Below are 13,718 nucleotides of genomic sequence, written 5' to 3'. Positions count from 1 at the left end.
GCAAACCCGGCCAGGAATGCAAGACCGGAGGACTTCTCCAGACCACCGTGATCAAGAGCATATCCCCTCTCCCCTCACGCCCCGAGATATTGCTGACCCAGTCGGTGATTAAGCGAGAGCCCGCAGGACTCTGGCGCCCTCCTCGTTTCGTCTAATGCAGTGATCATCCCGCGCCTTACAGTCAGGCGCATCGTCGCGGTCACGTTTCGTAGTCGCGACTTCGATCAATCGCATTGGAGGCGAAAGCATGTCCGCTTTCCTTTTTCCACGCCGTGGCTTTCTCGGTGTGTTGGCTGCCGCATTCTGGGCAGCTCCCTGGCTTGCCGCGCAGGCGCAGCCCCTAACTTTCGAACGAGCCCAAGCTCTGGCCGAGCAGAGTGCCCCTGAGAACCTCGCGCGCCAGGCGCAGGTGGCATCGGCACAGCAGGCTGTCGAGCCCGCAGACGCCCTGCCCGATCCCAAGCTGATTCTAGGCATCGACAACCTGCCGATCGAAGGCCCTGACCGTTACACGCTTAATCGTGACTCCATGACCATGCGCCGCATTGGGTTCATGCAGGAAGTCCCCAACAGTGACAAGCGTCAGGCTCGGCGCCAGTTGGCCGAGGCTTCAGTAGGCCGAGCCGAGGCCGAGCAGCGTGCCATGCAGTTGGAGATCAAGCGCCAGACGGCAGTGAGCTGGCTGGATGTGTACTACGCCGAACGCAGTGTTGGCCTCTTCGATCAACTGGACCGTCAGATCGAGATGCTCCGCTCGACCGTGCAATCGCTGATTGCCGGCGGTAGTGCTCAGCCTGGCGAGCTGTTGCAGGCCGACCAGGAAGCTTTGGCGTTACAAGATCGGCGAGATGAACTGAATCGCGATGTGGCAGTAGCTCGTGCCAAGCTGCGCCGCTGGATAGGCAACGAGGCTGACCAGCCTTTGCAAGGAGGTGTTCCCAGTCTGAACCTGGTGGCACCGCACCTGCAGCAACGCATTGCCTCACACCCTGAGTTGCGCGCTGCCTCCGCCCGAGTCGGCGAGGCTAGCGCCGAGCTGAACGAGGCCATCGCCGAGAAGACCCCCGACTGGGGTGTTGAGTTTGCCTACAACAATCGCGACAACCAGTTCGGCGATATGGTGATGGTGCAATTTACCTTCGACCTGCCGTTGTTCGTAGGCACACGTCAGGGGCCCAAGATCAACGCCAGACAACAAAGCGTGTCGCAGATGGAAGCCGAGCAGGAAGCATTACTGCGCGCCCATCAGGCTGAGCTGGAAGGCGGTATTGCCGAGCTTGAGCAACTGCGCAGGACCTTGTCACGCACCGAAAAAACCTTGATCCCGCTTGCAAGCAAACGTGCCGATCTCGAACTGGCCGCCTACCAAGCCGGTAACAGCCAGCTCACATCCGTTATTACTGCCCAGCGCGACCTGATTGATGCGCAACTGCGGCAGATTGAACAACAGCGCAAGTTGAGCCAGCTCTCCGCAAGCCTGTACTACGCCTATGTGGAGGGCCTGAAATGAAGATATCGACATTTGGTTTTGCGGTCGCCGTGCTGACCGTGGGCATTGGCGCGGCGGGCGGTGGCTACTGGCTGGCCCAGCGGCAAGCCAAACACGAGCTACTGCCTAGCTCCGCACCGACGGACGAGCGCAAGGTGCTCTATTGGTACGACCCGATGCAGCCTGAGCAGCGCTTCGATAAACCGGGCAAGTCACCTTTCATGGATATGGAGCTTGTCCCTAAATACGCAGGATCCGAGCAAGATCCGTCTGTCCTGAGCGTCCCCGCTCAAGCCGTGCAGAACCTCGGAATGCGGACCTCGACGGTGATCCGCGGTGTACTGCCCTCGGATATCGAGGTGGTCGGCTCCCTGGCCTATAACCAGCGAGAGGTAGCGAACCTCCAGGCCCGCGCTGGCGGATTCGTCGAGCGGGTTTACGGGCGTGCCCCTGGCGATGTACTGCCAGCTGGAACACCCCTGGTCGACCTGCTGATTCCCGAGTGGTCCGCCGCGCAGTTGGAGTTCCTCGCGGTACTGCGTACCGGTGACGCCCGCTTGATCACTGCGGCCCAAGAGCGCCTCCGCCTGCTCGGCATGCCACAAGCGTTGATAGAGCAGGTTCGCCGCAGCGGCAAACCGCGGGCAGTGCAAACCCTCACCACACCTATCAGCGGCGAGCTCCAAGCCTTGCAGGTACGCGCCGGGATGACCGTTGAAGCCGGGCAGGATCTGGCGTTGATCAACGGGCTGTCCAGTGTCTGGCTCGATGCGGCGATACCCGAGGCCATGGCCGGAAGTATCCAGGTCGGGGACGAGATCCGCGCCAACCTGACGGCCTTTCCTGATCGACCGCTGCTGGGCCGCGTCATAGCCTTGCTGCCGAGTGCCGATCCGCAAACGCGCACGCTCACGGTACGCAGCGAGCTACCCAACCCTGCCGGTAAGTTGCGCCCCGGCATGTTCGCCGCCGTACGCCTGAACAGTGCCGTCGAACAATCCACGCTTCTTGTGCCGAGTGAAGCCGTGATTCGCACCGGGAAGCGTGCATTGGTGATGCTGGCCGAAGGCGACGGACGCTACCGTCCCCAGGAAATCACCTTGGGCCGCGAGGCCGATGGGCGTCTGGAGGTGTTTTCCGGTCTTGAGGAAGGTCAGGCGGTCGTTACCTCCGGCCAGTTCCTCATCGATTCGGAAGCCAGCCTGCAGGGCATCCTGGCCGGCAATGCAGAACAGGACAGCACGGAGGGGCTGCATGTGTCTCACGGCGTTATTCGCGCACTGGACGGGAAACAAGTCACCCTGGAGCATGGCCCCTTCGAGAGCCTGAATATGCCAGGTATGACCATGGCTTTTCCTCTGGTCAGCTCCGAAGTAGCTGTGGGACTTAAGCCAGGAGATCACGTACGCATCGCCGCACGTCAGACAAACTCCGGCCTGCTGATCGAGCAGCTCCGCAAGGAAGGAGACCAGCCATGATCGCGCGCCTGATCCATTGGTCGATCGGTAACCGCTTCCTGGTACTGCTGGCCACCCTGTTCATCACCGCCCTGGGCCTCTGGTCGCTGCGCAACACGCCGTTGGATGCACTGCCGGACCTATCTGACACCCAGGTCATCATCAGAACCAGCTTTCCCGGACAGGCACCGCAGATCGTCGAGAACCAGGTGACCTACCCACTGGCCACAACCATGCTCTCGGTACCGGGGGCGAAGACGGTGCGCGGCTACTCGTTCTTCGGCGACTCCTTCGTCTACGTGCTGTTCGAGGACGACACCGACCTCTACTGGGCGCGCTCGCGGGTGCTGGAGTACCTCAACCAGGCGCAGGAACGCCTGCCCGAGGGTGTTACCACCACCCTTGGGCCGGATGCCACCGGCGTGGGCTGGATCTACCAGTACGCCTTGGTCGACCGCAGCGGCCAGCATGATCTTGCCCAGCTGCGGGCACTGCAGGACTGGTTCCTCAAGTACGAACTCAAGAGCCTGCCCAACGTAGCCGAAGTGGCCACCCTCGGCGGCATGGTCAAGCAATACCAAGTGCTGCTCGATCCGCAGAAGCTGGTGGCTTATGGGGTAACTCAGCAGGAGGTCGAAGCGGCGCTGAAGAGCGCCAATCAGGAAACCGGCGGCGCCATCCTGGAGCTGGCAGAGCGCGAGTACATGGTGCGGGCTTCAGGCTATCTAGAGAGCCTGGCGGATTTCCGCAATGTGCCGCTGCGGGCTTCGGCCAGCGGAGTTCCGGTGCTGCTGGGTCAGGTGGCCACCATTCAGCTGGGGCCAGAGATGCGTCGTGGCATTGCCGAGCTGGATGGCCAGGGTGAAGTGGTAGGCGGCGTGGTCATCTTGCGCTCCGGAAAGAATGCCCGCGATACCATCGCCGCGGTGAAGACCAAGCTGGACAGCCTGAAGGGCAGCTTGCCGGCCGGCGTCGAGGTGGTCACCACCTATGACCGTTCGCAATTGATCGACCGCGCCATCGATAACCTCAGCTACAAGCTGCTGGAAGAGTTCGCGGTGGTTGCCCTGGTTTGCCTGATCTTCCTCTGGCACCTGCGCTCGTCGCTGGTCGCGATCATCACCCTGCCCCTGGGCATCCTGATGGCCTTCATCGTCATGCGCTACCAGGGCGTCAATGCCAACATCATGTCGCTCGGCGGGATCGCAATCGCCATCGGCGCCATGGTCGATGCCGCCGTGGTGATGATCGAGAACGCGCACAAGCACATCGAGGCCTGGAAGGCTCGACACCCCGGTGAACCGCTTCAGGGCGAGGCGCACTGGCGGGTGATCGGCGAAGCTGCGGCCGAGGTCGGGCCGGCGCTGTTCTTCAGCCTTTTGATCATCACCCTGTCTTTCCTCCCGGTCTTCACCCTGGAGGCCCAGGAGGGTCGCCTGTTTGGCCCGCTGGCATTCACCAAGACCTATGCCATGGCTGCCGCTGCTGGCCTCTCGATCACCTTGGTACCGGTGCTGATGGGCTATTGGATTCGTGGGCATATCCCCAGCGAACAACAGAACCCCTTGAATCGTTGGCTGATCGGTGCATACCGGCCGGTGCTGGAGTGGGTGCTGGCTTGGCCTAAGGTGACCCTAGCGCTGGCCTTGCTAGTGTTTTTGTCCAGTCTCTGGCCCCTCAGCAGACTCGGAGGAGAGTTTCTACCGCCGATGGACGAGGGCGACTTGTTGTACATGCCATCAGCCCTGCCCGGCTTGCCGGCCAGCAAGGCCACCCAGCTGCTGCAGCAAACCAACCGGATGATCCTCACGGTGCCCGAAGTGGCACGGGTATTCGGCAAGGCCGGGCGAGCAGAGACCGCCACCGATCCAGCACCGCTGGAAATGTTCGAGACCACGGTGCAGTTCAAACCACGCGATCAATGGCGCGCGGGGATGACACCCGAAAAGCTGATCGAGGAACTGGATCGCGCGGTAAAAGTTCCGGGGCTGTCCAATATCTGGGTGCCGCCCATCCGCAACCGCATCGACATGCTGGCGACGGGGATCAAGAGCCCCATTGGGGTGAAAGTATCCGGAACCTCCTTGGTCGACATCGAGCGCATAACGCGCGATATCGAGGCAGTGGCCAAAGAGGTGCCTGGGGTGAGTTCGGCCTTGGCAGAACGCCTTACTGGCGGCCGTTACGTGGACATCCAGATCGATCGACTGGCCGCGGCGCGCTATGGCCTGAGCATCGCCGATGTGCAGGCGGTGGTATCGGGCGCCATCGGCGGCAGCAATATTGGTGAGACGGTTGAAGGACTGGCCCGCTTCCCGATCAACCTGCGCTATCCCAAGGAGTGGCGAGACAGTCCGCAGGCACTACGGCGTATGCCGATCCTCACGCAAGCCGGCCAGCAGATCACCTTGGGCACCGTCGCCCAGGTTAGTCTGACCGAAGGGCCGCCAATGCTGCGCAGCGAGAACGGGCGTCTGTCCGGTTGGGTCTATGTCGATGTCCGTGGGCGCGACCTGGCATCGACCGTGCGCGAGTTGCAGCAACGCGTAGCTGAGCAGGTACAACTCGATGCTGGCATGACCGTCTCCTACTCCGGTCAGTTCGAGTTCCTGGAGCGCGCCAATGCACGGCTGGCCTGGGTGGTACCGGCGACCTTGTTGATCATCTTCGTGCTGCTTTACCTGACCTTCAGCCGCTTCGGTGAGGCCCTACTGATCATGGCAACCCTGCCCTTCGCCCTATCGGGCGGCATCTGGCTGCTCTACTGGTTCGGCTTCAACCTGTCGGTTGCCACTGGGGTCGGCTTTATCGCCTTGGCCGGCGTCTCGGCGGAATTTGGGGTGATCATGCTGCTGTACCTGAAGAATGCCTGGCATGCACGTATGGATGCCGGGCGCAGCGGTGACCCGGCACTACTGGAGGCAATTCGTGAAGGCGCAGTGCTGCGCGTGCGGCCCAAGGTGATGACGGTGGCCGTGATCATCGCCGGCCTGTTGCCAATCCTCTGGGGCGGAGGTGCCGGATCTGAAGTGATGAAGCGCATCGCCGCGCCCATGGTCGGCGGCATGATTACCGCGCCGCTGATGTCCATGTTGGTTTTGCCGGCCGCGTACTGGCTGATGCGAAGGCAGCGTACACAGAAGGTTCGCGCACCGCAGGAGCTATAGCTTTACAAACCCGGGCAAGCCACGCGCCAAGCTGACTCGCCCGGGTAACGCGGCAGGAAGCATTACGGCGATGTAACTTTGACTTCATTTTTATGACAGGTTGAGCGGATATATTTTAATCACCACCTTGAAGGAGTGATTAAACATGAAAAGCCTCAAAGTTATTGCAGCCCTTGCCGCTATGGTTGTTTCCTCTGCCACTCTGGCAGAAGGCGGCGCTGATCGTGTTTATGGTCGGATGATTCAGGCCAATGAGCAGGCCATGCAAGAGTATGCTGCCGCTAACGGAAAGAATCCGCCTGAAGTTATTCATTACCGCTACGGCATGAAGCTCGATATCGCCAGGGTCGTGGCCACTACCTCAACGGACTCTAGCTGCAATGTGATGCCAGCCCAGATGACCTACGAGGACTCCAACGGCGATCTGAATATTCTTGAATACCGTGCAGCCGGAACAGGTTGCCGGAACCAAAACTAATAAATGACATCGCGCTGACTGAAAAGTAATTTTCAAGTCACCCTGACGTTATTTGGCATGTGGAAATATGGCCAAGGCGCGCCTGGTTATGCCCGGCGCGCTTGGCACATATATGCGACCACACAGTGACAACTGCCAATAACATCAGGAGCATTTATGAATAACAGAACCCTGTTAGGACTTTCTCTACTCGCTCTGAGCATCAGTACCGGGCAAGCTGCAATGGCCGCCGACGAGAAAGGCGAGGGATTTATCGAAGGCAGCAGCCTGACCATCCTCAATCGAAATCTCTACTTCAACCGTGACTTCCGCAAAGGCCAGTCCAGCAGCTCGGGTAATGGCTATTCGGAAGAGTGGGCGCATGGCGTGATAGGCCGATTCGAGTCTGGCTTCACCGAGGGCACCATAGGCTTCGGTGTCGATGCCTTTGCCATGCTAGGACTCAAACTTGACACCGGCGACGGCCGTTCAGGAGCCGGTGGCTCAGTCGATGTGCTGCCTTACAACAGCCTCGGGCAGGCTGAGGATAACTACTCCAAACTGGGTGGCGCGGTGAAAGCTCGGTTCATGGATACCGAGATCAAGGTAGGCGACGTCTTTCCTGTCAGCCCTGTCGTCCAATACGGTGATGCGCGGCTTTTACCGGAGAGTTTCCGAGGTATCACCGTGCTCAACAGCAGCGTGGAAGGACTGTCGCTTCAAGGTGGTCGCCTCCACTCGATGAGCCAACCCAATACCAGCAGCATGCGCGACGGCTTCGCTACCTTCTACGCAGGCGAAGTGGACTCGCCATGGATCGCCTATTTCGGTGGTGATTACACGCTTAATGACAACGTCGGCTTTAGTCTCTACACCAGCCGCCTCAAGGATGCCTGGAATCAATATTACGCGGGCACCACGCTGAGCTACCCGCTTGCGGACGATGTCGCCTTGATCGGCGGGCTGAACTACTACAAGGCGGTCGATGAAGGGAAGCAGCTCCTCGGGAGCTTCGATAACAACATCTGGAGCGGCAAGGTCGGCATCCAATTCGGCGCTCACACAGTGCTGGTGGGTCTCCAGCGCAACAATGGCGATGATGACTTCGACTACTTGCACCAATCGGACTCCATCTACCTCGACAACTCCATCCAGTACAGCGACTTCAACTCGCCGAAGGAGAAGTCATGGCAAGTGCGCTATGACCTGGATATGGAGCCTTTCGGTGTGCCTGGGTTGAGCTTCATGACTCGATATGCCCAAGGCTGGGATGCCGACTACAGCAAGGCCAACGAAGTCTATATGCGCCGTGATGACAACGGCGATCCGTTGACCAACCAGAAGCGCTGGGAGCGGGACATCGAGGCCAAGTACGTTGTGCAGACTGGATCACTGAAGGATATGTCTTTCCGTGTTCGCCAAATGACCACTCGCGCGACCGATTACGAGTCGGATCTGGATGAAGTCCGCCTGATTGTCGAGTACCCGCTGGAAGTTCTCTAACCCTGGCAAGCGGGCGGGTTGATTGCTCGCTCGCGCCTTGGTCCTGCTGTCCCCTCGTAGTGCTCCTTTGGTTTGGAGACAGCCCTTGGCGCCCTCGGGCGCCTTTTTTACTTAGGTTAAAGGGCGTATGAAAAAGAGTCGGCCACTACACACAAGCGGCCGTGCTGGCAGGCAGTACTACTGAGCGGGATATTCTGCAACGACCTGATCAGACCCCGCCTTGGTCAAGCCAATGACCTGGTAGGCATGCTGTACGCCATCGACTTCCATACCGGGGGAGCCCGCCGGCATCCCGGGAACAGCGATGCCCACGAGATCATCGCGCTTGGTGAGCTCGATGACCTGAGCCGCCGGCACATGACCTTCGACGAACTTGCCGTCAATCACCGCGGTGTGACAAGACGCCAACCGCGGCGCAACGCCCAGACTTTGCTTCACTGCCGACATGTTGCTTTCGACATGGTCGACGACTTTGAAGCCATTCGCTTCGAGGTGTGAGATCCACTTCTTGCAACATCCGCAATTAGCATCACGATGGACATCAATCGTCAGGGCATCAGCGGCTTGAACTCCAGTTGTGACGGAGAGAGCGGCCAGCAAGGCCAGATATTTAGCTTTCATGCACGTGCTCTTTGCCATCGGCGTGGGTGTGGGTCTTGGGCGAGGCATTCGGAGTTTGCTCGGAATGATGGTCTCCGCCGCTTGGGGCGGCCTCATCCCCGGCATGGTGATCATCGCCACTCGTGTCCGAATGGTGACCTGCCTCAGGTGCGGAGCCACCCTCGCTATCAGTAGCCGCGGCATCGTGATGGCCAGGCTCTCCGGCATCACCTGTTCCATGATGGTCTTCGCCACCGCCGCTATTGCCATGATGGCCAGGCTTGTTGTCGCCGTGCTGACCTTCATGATTGTGCATTTGCGTTTCCCCACCACCATGCTGATGGCCGCCACTGGATGCGACGAGTGCTTGGTATTGCTTGGCATCCATCGTCGGCAATTGGTCAATGAAGGCAACCATGCCCCAGATGTACTCATCGCCCATGCTCTTGCCCCACGCAGGCATACCCGTTGCCTTGATGCCATGCTTGATCACCCAGAACGCTGCTGACGGATTGCCATCGACACCGATCTTGGCGAGGTTGGCAGGCGCAGGGTAAAGCGATTGGCTTAGCTCGGTCTCCGCCACACCTGGCGCCAAATGACAGCCGATACACATGGAGTTGTAGTTGCCCGCACCGGCGCGAATAAGAGCTTGATCATCCAGGTTGGGAACCTCGATGTCCTGCGAACGGACTTCGATAGAGCGGTCGCGGGCCATCGTGAGAAACGCATACACTGCAGGAAAATGGGGATCATCGGCCCCCACGTTGACCACGCCAAAGTAGGCGCCGGCCAGGACAGCTGTGCTACCGACCACGCCGGCCGCCACCAAAGTTTTAATTGTTCTTTTCATGTCAGGTTCTCAAAACCACATCCGGATACCGGCGACAAAACGCGCCTCGTCTACATCACCGCCCTCGTCACGCACCATGTCTGCCGTGTTGCCATAGGAGCGGCTCCAGGAAACCCCGATATAGGGGGCAAACTGTCTGACAATCTCGTAACGCAAACGCAAACCGAGTTCGGTATTGGCCAACCCAGACCCCACACCTCGTTCAGGATCGTTCTTGCCGTAGAAGTTCATTTCGGCAGTTGGCTGGAGAATCAGCCGGTTGGTCAGCAGAATGTCGTACTCGCCCTCCAGTCGGGCAGCAGTTTGGCCATTCTCGCCGACGAAGGCCGTGGCTTCGGCCTCAAAGGCGTAAAGCGCCATGCCCTGGATACCGAAGGCGGCCCAAGTCTGCGGCGACTCCGGTTTGAAGTCCTGGCGAACGCCCGCGACGACATCCCACCAAGGGCCGATCGAGCGGCCGTACAGCAGCTGTAATTCAGCATCCTCGGTCACGCCGTTGGTACGCTCGCCTTCGGAGCGGAACCAGACCCGGTTGATATCACCGCCTACCCAGCCCGACGCATCCCAGGCCAGGGTGCTGCCCTCATCTGCGTCCTGGTATTCGAGCTGATCGAGCAGGAAAAAACTGTTGATGGCGCTGTCGTGAACCTTGTGGCCAGGTAATGGCGGGAAAGCCGCTTGGCGATCAGCATCCGTCAGAACGGGAATCGGCGTACGGCTGGTGGTTCTCGGGGCTTCAGCGGAGCCATGGTTCATCTTTGAATGATCCATGCCCTCCATCTGTCCTTGCATGGCGCCATGCCCCATCTTGCTGTGATCCATGGCTGGGGCCTTCTCTTGGCTCTGGCTGTGGCCCATCTGGCTATGGTCCATGCTGCCCGATTCGCTCTGCATGGCACCATGATCCATCTTGCTGTGATCCATGCCCTCCATCGGCGCTTTGGCGGAACCGTGGCCCATCTGGCTGTGGTCCATCGACATGGAGCCGTGCCCCATTGCCGAATGATCCATTTCTTCCGCAGCCTGGGTAACGCCGCCGCTGAGTGCACTCAGCGACACGACCAGCGCTATGAGGGACGGGCGTGAAAACCTAGTGGTCATGGTTCGAACCTGCTTCGGCTTCGGTGCCGCCATGCTTATCCATCATCTTCTCGTGCCCCATATCGTCATGGTTCATGCCCTCATGATCCATGGTGCCATGATCCATCTGCTGGCCAGCGGCCTTGCCTTTCGATTGATCTGCAGGCTTGTCACTGATGGCCTCGGGCGCAGCCGACTCGGCAGCATGTTGTTCGTGCTCGCTGTGCCCCTCACCTGCCAATGACGTCGGCGCGTACAAAGCAGCCAAAAAACTGAACATCGCTGCGCTGCCAAACAGGGCATTACGCTTCATAAAAGTACTCATCAGAAATCTCCTTTACTCATCCACACGGACTTCACGGAACATGCCCATTTCCATGTGGAGCAACAGGTGGCAGTGGTAGGCCCAACGCCCCAACGCATCGGCGGTCACCCGATAGCTGCGCTTGGAACCTGGCGGCATGTCGATGGTGTGTTTACGCACCAGGAAATTGCCGTTCGCATCCTCCAGATCACTCCACATGCCATGAAGATGGATCGGGTGAGTCATCATGGTGTCGTTGACCAGCGTGATGCGAACACGCTCGCCGTACTTGAGGCGTAGAGGCTCGGCGTCAGAGAACTTGATTCCATCGAAGGACCAGGAGAATTTCTCCATATGCCCGGTGAGGTGCAGCTCGATGGTGCGACTTGGCTCACGCCCGTCCGGATCAGGGAAGGTGCTGCGCAGGTCAGAGTACGTCAGCACGCGCCGGCCGTTATCACGCAGGCCGATACCTGGGTCGTCCAGCTTGTGCGTCGGCGTCATGGTCTGCATGTCGACCAAAGGATTGTTGGTCTCTGAGGCCGGGTGTGCCTGCATGTTGCCAGCCATGCCAGCCATGCCAGCCATGCCAGCCATGTTTGAATGATCCATTCCGGCCATCTGGCTGTGATCCATACCAGCCATGCCACCCTGCATGCTGCCATGATCCATTCCCGCCATATTGCCCTGATCCATCCCGGCCATGTTCCCGTGATCCATACCGCCCATGCTGCCGTGATCCATACCCATGTCGCCCATGGCAATCAGCGGACGCGGGTCGGGGCTGGGTACTGGTGCACTCAACCCCTCCTGTACAGCAAGGGTGCCGCGCGCATAGCCAGTGCGATCCATGGATTGTGCAAACACGGTATACGCCTGTTCGCTGTCTGGTTCGACGATCACGTCGTAGGTCTCGGCCACGGCGATACGGAACTCGTCGACGCTGACCGGTTTGACGTGCAGACCATCGGCCGCAACCACAGTCATCTTCAGGCCCGGGATGCGCACATCGAAATAGGTCATCGCCGAGGCGTTGATGAAGCGCAGGCGGATCTTTTCGCCTGGTTTGAATATGCCGGTCCAGTTGCCATTGGGTGCCTGGCCATTCATCAGGTAGGTGTAGGTGTAGCCACTGACGTCAGCGAGATCCGTCGGGCTCATCTTCATCTCGGCCCACATCTTGCGATCGGCTACGGCGGCGGACCAACCCATCTCGCTTACGTCATCGATGAAGTCACCAACGGTGCGTTTGTGCTGGTTGTAGTAGTCCGACTGTTTCTTGAGCTTGGCCAGTACCCGCGTTGGATTTTCATCCGTCCAGTCGCTCAGCAACACGACGTAATCACGGTCGTAACTGAAGGGCTCGGGCTCCTTGGCATCGATGACCAGCGCGCCGTATACGCCGACCTGCTCCTGCAGCCCCGAGTGACTGTGATACCAGTAGGTACCGTTCTGGTTGACCTTGAACTTGTACTCATACATGCCGTCAGGGGCGATGCCATGGAAGCTCAGGCCAGGAACACCATCCATGTTCGCCGGCAGGATGATGCCGTGCCAATGGATGGAGGTGTCCTCCTTGAGGCGGTTGCGCACGCGCAATGTGACGGTATCGCCTTCGCGCCAACGAAGAATCGGCCCAGGGAGCGAGCCGTTGATGGTCATGGCCGTGCGCGCTGCGCCGGTGATGTTCACCGGGGTTTCACCGATGAATAGGTCGAATTCGTTACCAGTCAGTACGTTGGGCTGGCCGGGGCTGTTCACCGCCCAGACCGGCGTGCGCCACAGGCCAAGTCCGCCGATAATACCGGTGGCTGCCAGGCCTTTGACGAAGGTGCGCCTTGTGGTTTTGCTTTGCATGCCGTTTTGTCCAATCCGTCAAATGAGCCGGTGATGGTGTGCCCGGTCTCGGGTTCATGGCTGCTTCAATGTCGGGGATTTACCCCTCAACTTTCCACGTCGGTGCATTGCACAAGCCTTACCGACGATGAGCAGTATGAAACTGCCATATCCCAACCATCCGGGTGATTACATTTCTGTAAGGTAGATGACTTCAGCAGTTGGTGTGCTCTGCTTGCTCGGTTGGACTGCTGGCTACAGGAGCCTCAACTTTCTGCTGCTGGGCCACCCGGTAGGCCTCCAGAGACGTCTGGCGTGCCTGCTCCATGCGCGCGAAGGTTCGGTCAGCACCACCTTCAGCCATTGCCAAGCTGGAGATGCTCAGAGCAGTAACTACAAGCAGAGCTTTGATCGATTTCATTTTGGGTATTCCTCGTAAGTTAAGTGGTCCCTGCAACTGCAGAGGCCGAGCTTTAGGCTCGATGTCACGTTAACTAAGAGGGCCTGTCAGCAACCTGAGCCGAACATTACAGTTCTGTCAGGTTGCTATTTCTTTCTTGTAGCCCATCCAGAAGGCTCGGTACTGTCTTTCATGCCCTCATAAAGCCTTGCGAATTTCTTGAGAGGGCATGCTCGGCAGCGATGCCTAAGCTACTCAGGGTCATTCGCACCCGCGGATAAGACCACCAACAATTAAGAGAGATTGTCACTATGTCGAATAAATCCAACGTCGCTACCGGTGCCGCTCTGGCTCTCGTGGCCGCCAGCCTGTTTGCTACCCTGCCTGTCCAGGCCGCCCAGGACACCAAAGCAGCTGAAGTGAAGTGCTTCGGCGTCAACGGTTGCAAGGGCCAGAACGACTGCATGACCGCCAAAAATGCCTGCAAAGGCCAGGGAGAATGCAAAGGCCAGGGCTTCAAGCTGATGACTCAGGCCAAGTGCGATGAGGCCGGTGGCAAGACCAGCGAATAA

12 protein-coding genes are annotated in these 13,718 nt (G+C 59.2%); 6 read left to right on the top strand and 6 right to left on the bottom strand.

What is annotated here, in order from left to right; translation table 11 throughout:
- Positions 1-247 precede the first annotated feature (247 nt).
- The 5 genes from HSX14_RS10715 to HSX14_RS10695 all read left to right on the top strand — a co-directional run bounded on the left by HSX14_RS10715 (position 248) and on the right by HSX14_RS10695 (position 8,073).
- Positions 248-1,510, top strand: a complete 1,263-nt coding sequence (locus tag HSX14_RS10715) for a TolC family protein (protein WP_003139513.1) — start codon at positions 248-250, stop codon at positions 1,508-1,510.
- Positions 1,507-2,967: an efflux RND transporter periplasmic adaptor subunit gene (locus HSX14_RS10710; protein ID WP_003452298.1), complete on the top strand. Its 1,461-nt coding sequence runs from the start codon at positions 1,507-1,509 to the stop codon at positions 2,965-2,967. The genes HSX14_RS10715 and HSX14_RS10710 overlap by 4 nt, the downstream gene beginning before the upstream one ends.
- A complete protein-coding gene (locus HSX14_RS10705; RefSeq protein WP_003452300.1) occupies positions 2,964-6,113 on the top strand; it encodes an efflux RND transporter permease subunit in 3,150 nt (1,049 codons plus the stop codon). The genes HSX14_RS10710 and HSX14_RS10705 overlap by 4 nt, the downstream gene beginning before the upstream one ends.
- 145 nt (positions 6,114-6,258) lie before the next feature.
- Entirely contained in the window at positions 6,259-6,591 is a 333-nt protein-coding gene (locus HSX14_RS10700) for a DUF2790 domain-containing protein (RefSeq protein WP_003452302.1), read from the top strand.
- A 156-nt stretch (positions 6,592-6,747) separates the two neighbouring features.
- A complete protein-coding gene (locus tag HSX14_RS10695) occupies positions 6,748-8,073 on the top strand; it encodes an OprD family porin (protein ID WP_173178437.1) in 1,326 nt (441 codons plus the stop codon).
- 177 nt (positions 8,074-8,250) lie between these two features.
- On the opposite strand, the gene HSX14_RS10690 is transcribed toward HSX14_RS10695, so the two are convergent.
- The 6 genes from HSX14_RS10690 to HSX14_RS10665 form a co-directional block, all read right to left on the bottom strand.
- Positions 8,251-8,694 (bottom strand): DUF411 domain-containing protein, encoded by a 444-nt coding sequence (locus HSX14_RS10690; protein ID WP_004574337.1) that lies wholly within the window; start codon positions 8,692-8,694, stop codon positions 8,251-8,253.
- Positions 8,684-9,526 (bottom strand): c-type cytochrome, encoded by an 843-nt coding sequence (locus HSX14_RS10685; RefSeq protein WP_173178436.1) that lies wholly within the window; start codon positions 9,524-9,526, stop codon positions 8,684-8,686. Before HSX14_RS10685 ends, HSX14_RS10690 begins: the two co-directional genes overlap by 11 nt.
- 9 nt (positions 9,527-9,535) lie before the next feature.
- Positions 9,536-10,627, bottom strand: a complete 1,092-nt coding sequence (locus tag HSX14_RS10680; RefSeq protein ID WP_173178435.1) for a copper resistance protein B — start codon at positions 10,625-10,627, stop codon at positions 9,536-9,538.
- Complete coding sequence (locus HSX14_RS10675; protein ID WP_024616826.1) at positions 10,617-10,931, bottom strand: hypothetical protein; 315 nt, start codon at positions 10,929-10,931, stop codon at positions 10,617-10,619. Before HSX14_RS10675 ends, HSX14_RS10680 begins: the two co-directional genes overlap by 11 nt.
- A 12-nt stretch (positions 10,932-10,943) precedes the next feature.
- On the bottom strand, positions 10,944-12,767 hold the full coding sequence (locus tag HSX14_RS10670) for a copper resistance system multicopper oxidase (protein WP_090432320.1): 1,824 nt from the start codon (positions 12,765-12,767) through the stop codon (positions 10,944-10,946).
- Between the two features lie 193 nt (positions 12,768-12,960).
- The gene (locus tag HSX14_RS10665) at positions 12,961-13,167 is read right to left on the bottom strand and encodes a co-regulatory protein PtrA N-terminal domain-containing protein (RefSeq protein WP_003139535.1); all 207 of its coding nucleotides are present in this window, start codon (positions 13,165-13,167) and stop codon (positions 12,961-12,963) included.
- A 290-nt stretch (positions 13,168-13,457) separates the two neighbouring features.
- On the opposite strand from HSX14_RS10665, the gene bufA2 reads away from it, so the two are divergent.
- Complete coding sequence (bufA2, locus tag HSX14_RS10660) at positions 13,458-13,718, top strand: BufA2 family periplasmic bufferin-type metallophore (RefSeq protein ID WP_004577564.1); 261 nt, start codon at positions 13,458-13,460, stop codon at positions 13,716-13,718.

Source organism: Pseudomonas tohonis (assembly GCF_012767755.2).
In the GTDB taxonomy this organism is placed as follows: domain Bacteria; phylum Pseudomonadota; class Gammaproteobacteria; order Pseudomonadales; family Pseudomonadaceae; genus Metapseudomonas; species Metapseudomonas tohonis.
Note: the sequence above shows the minus strand (reverse complement) of the source record. Positions and strands in the feature narration are given on the sequence as shown.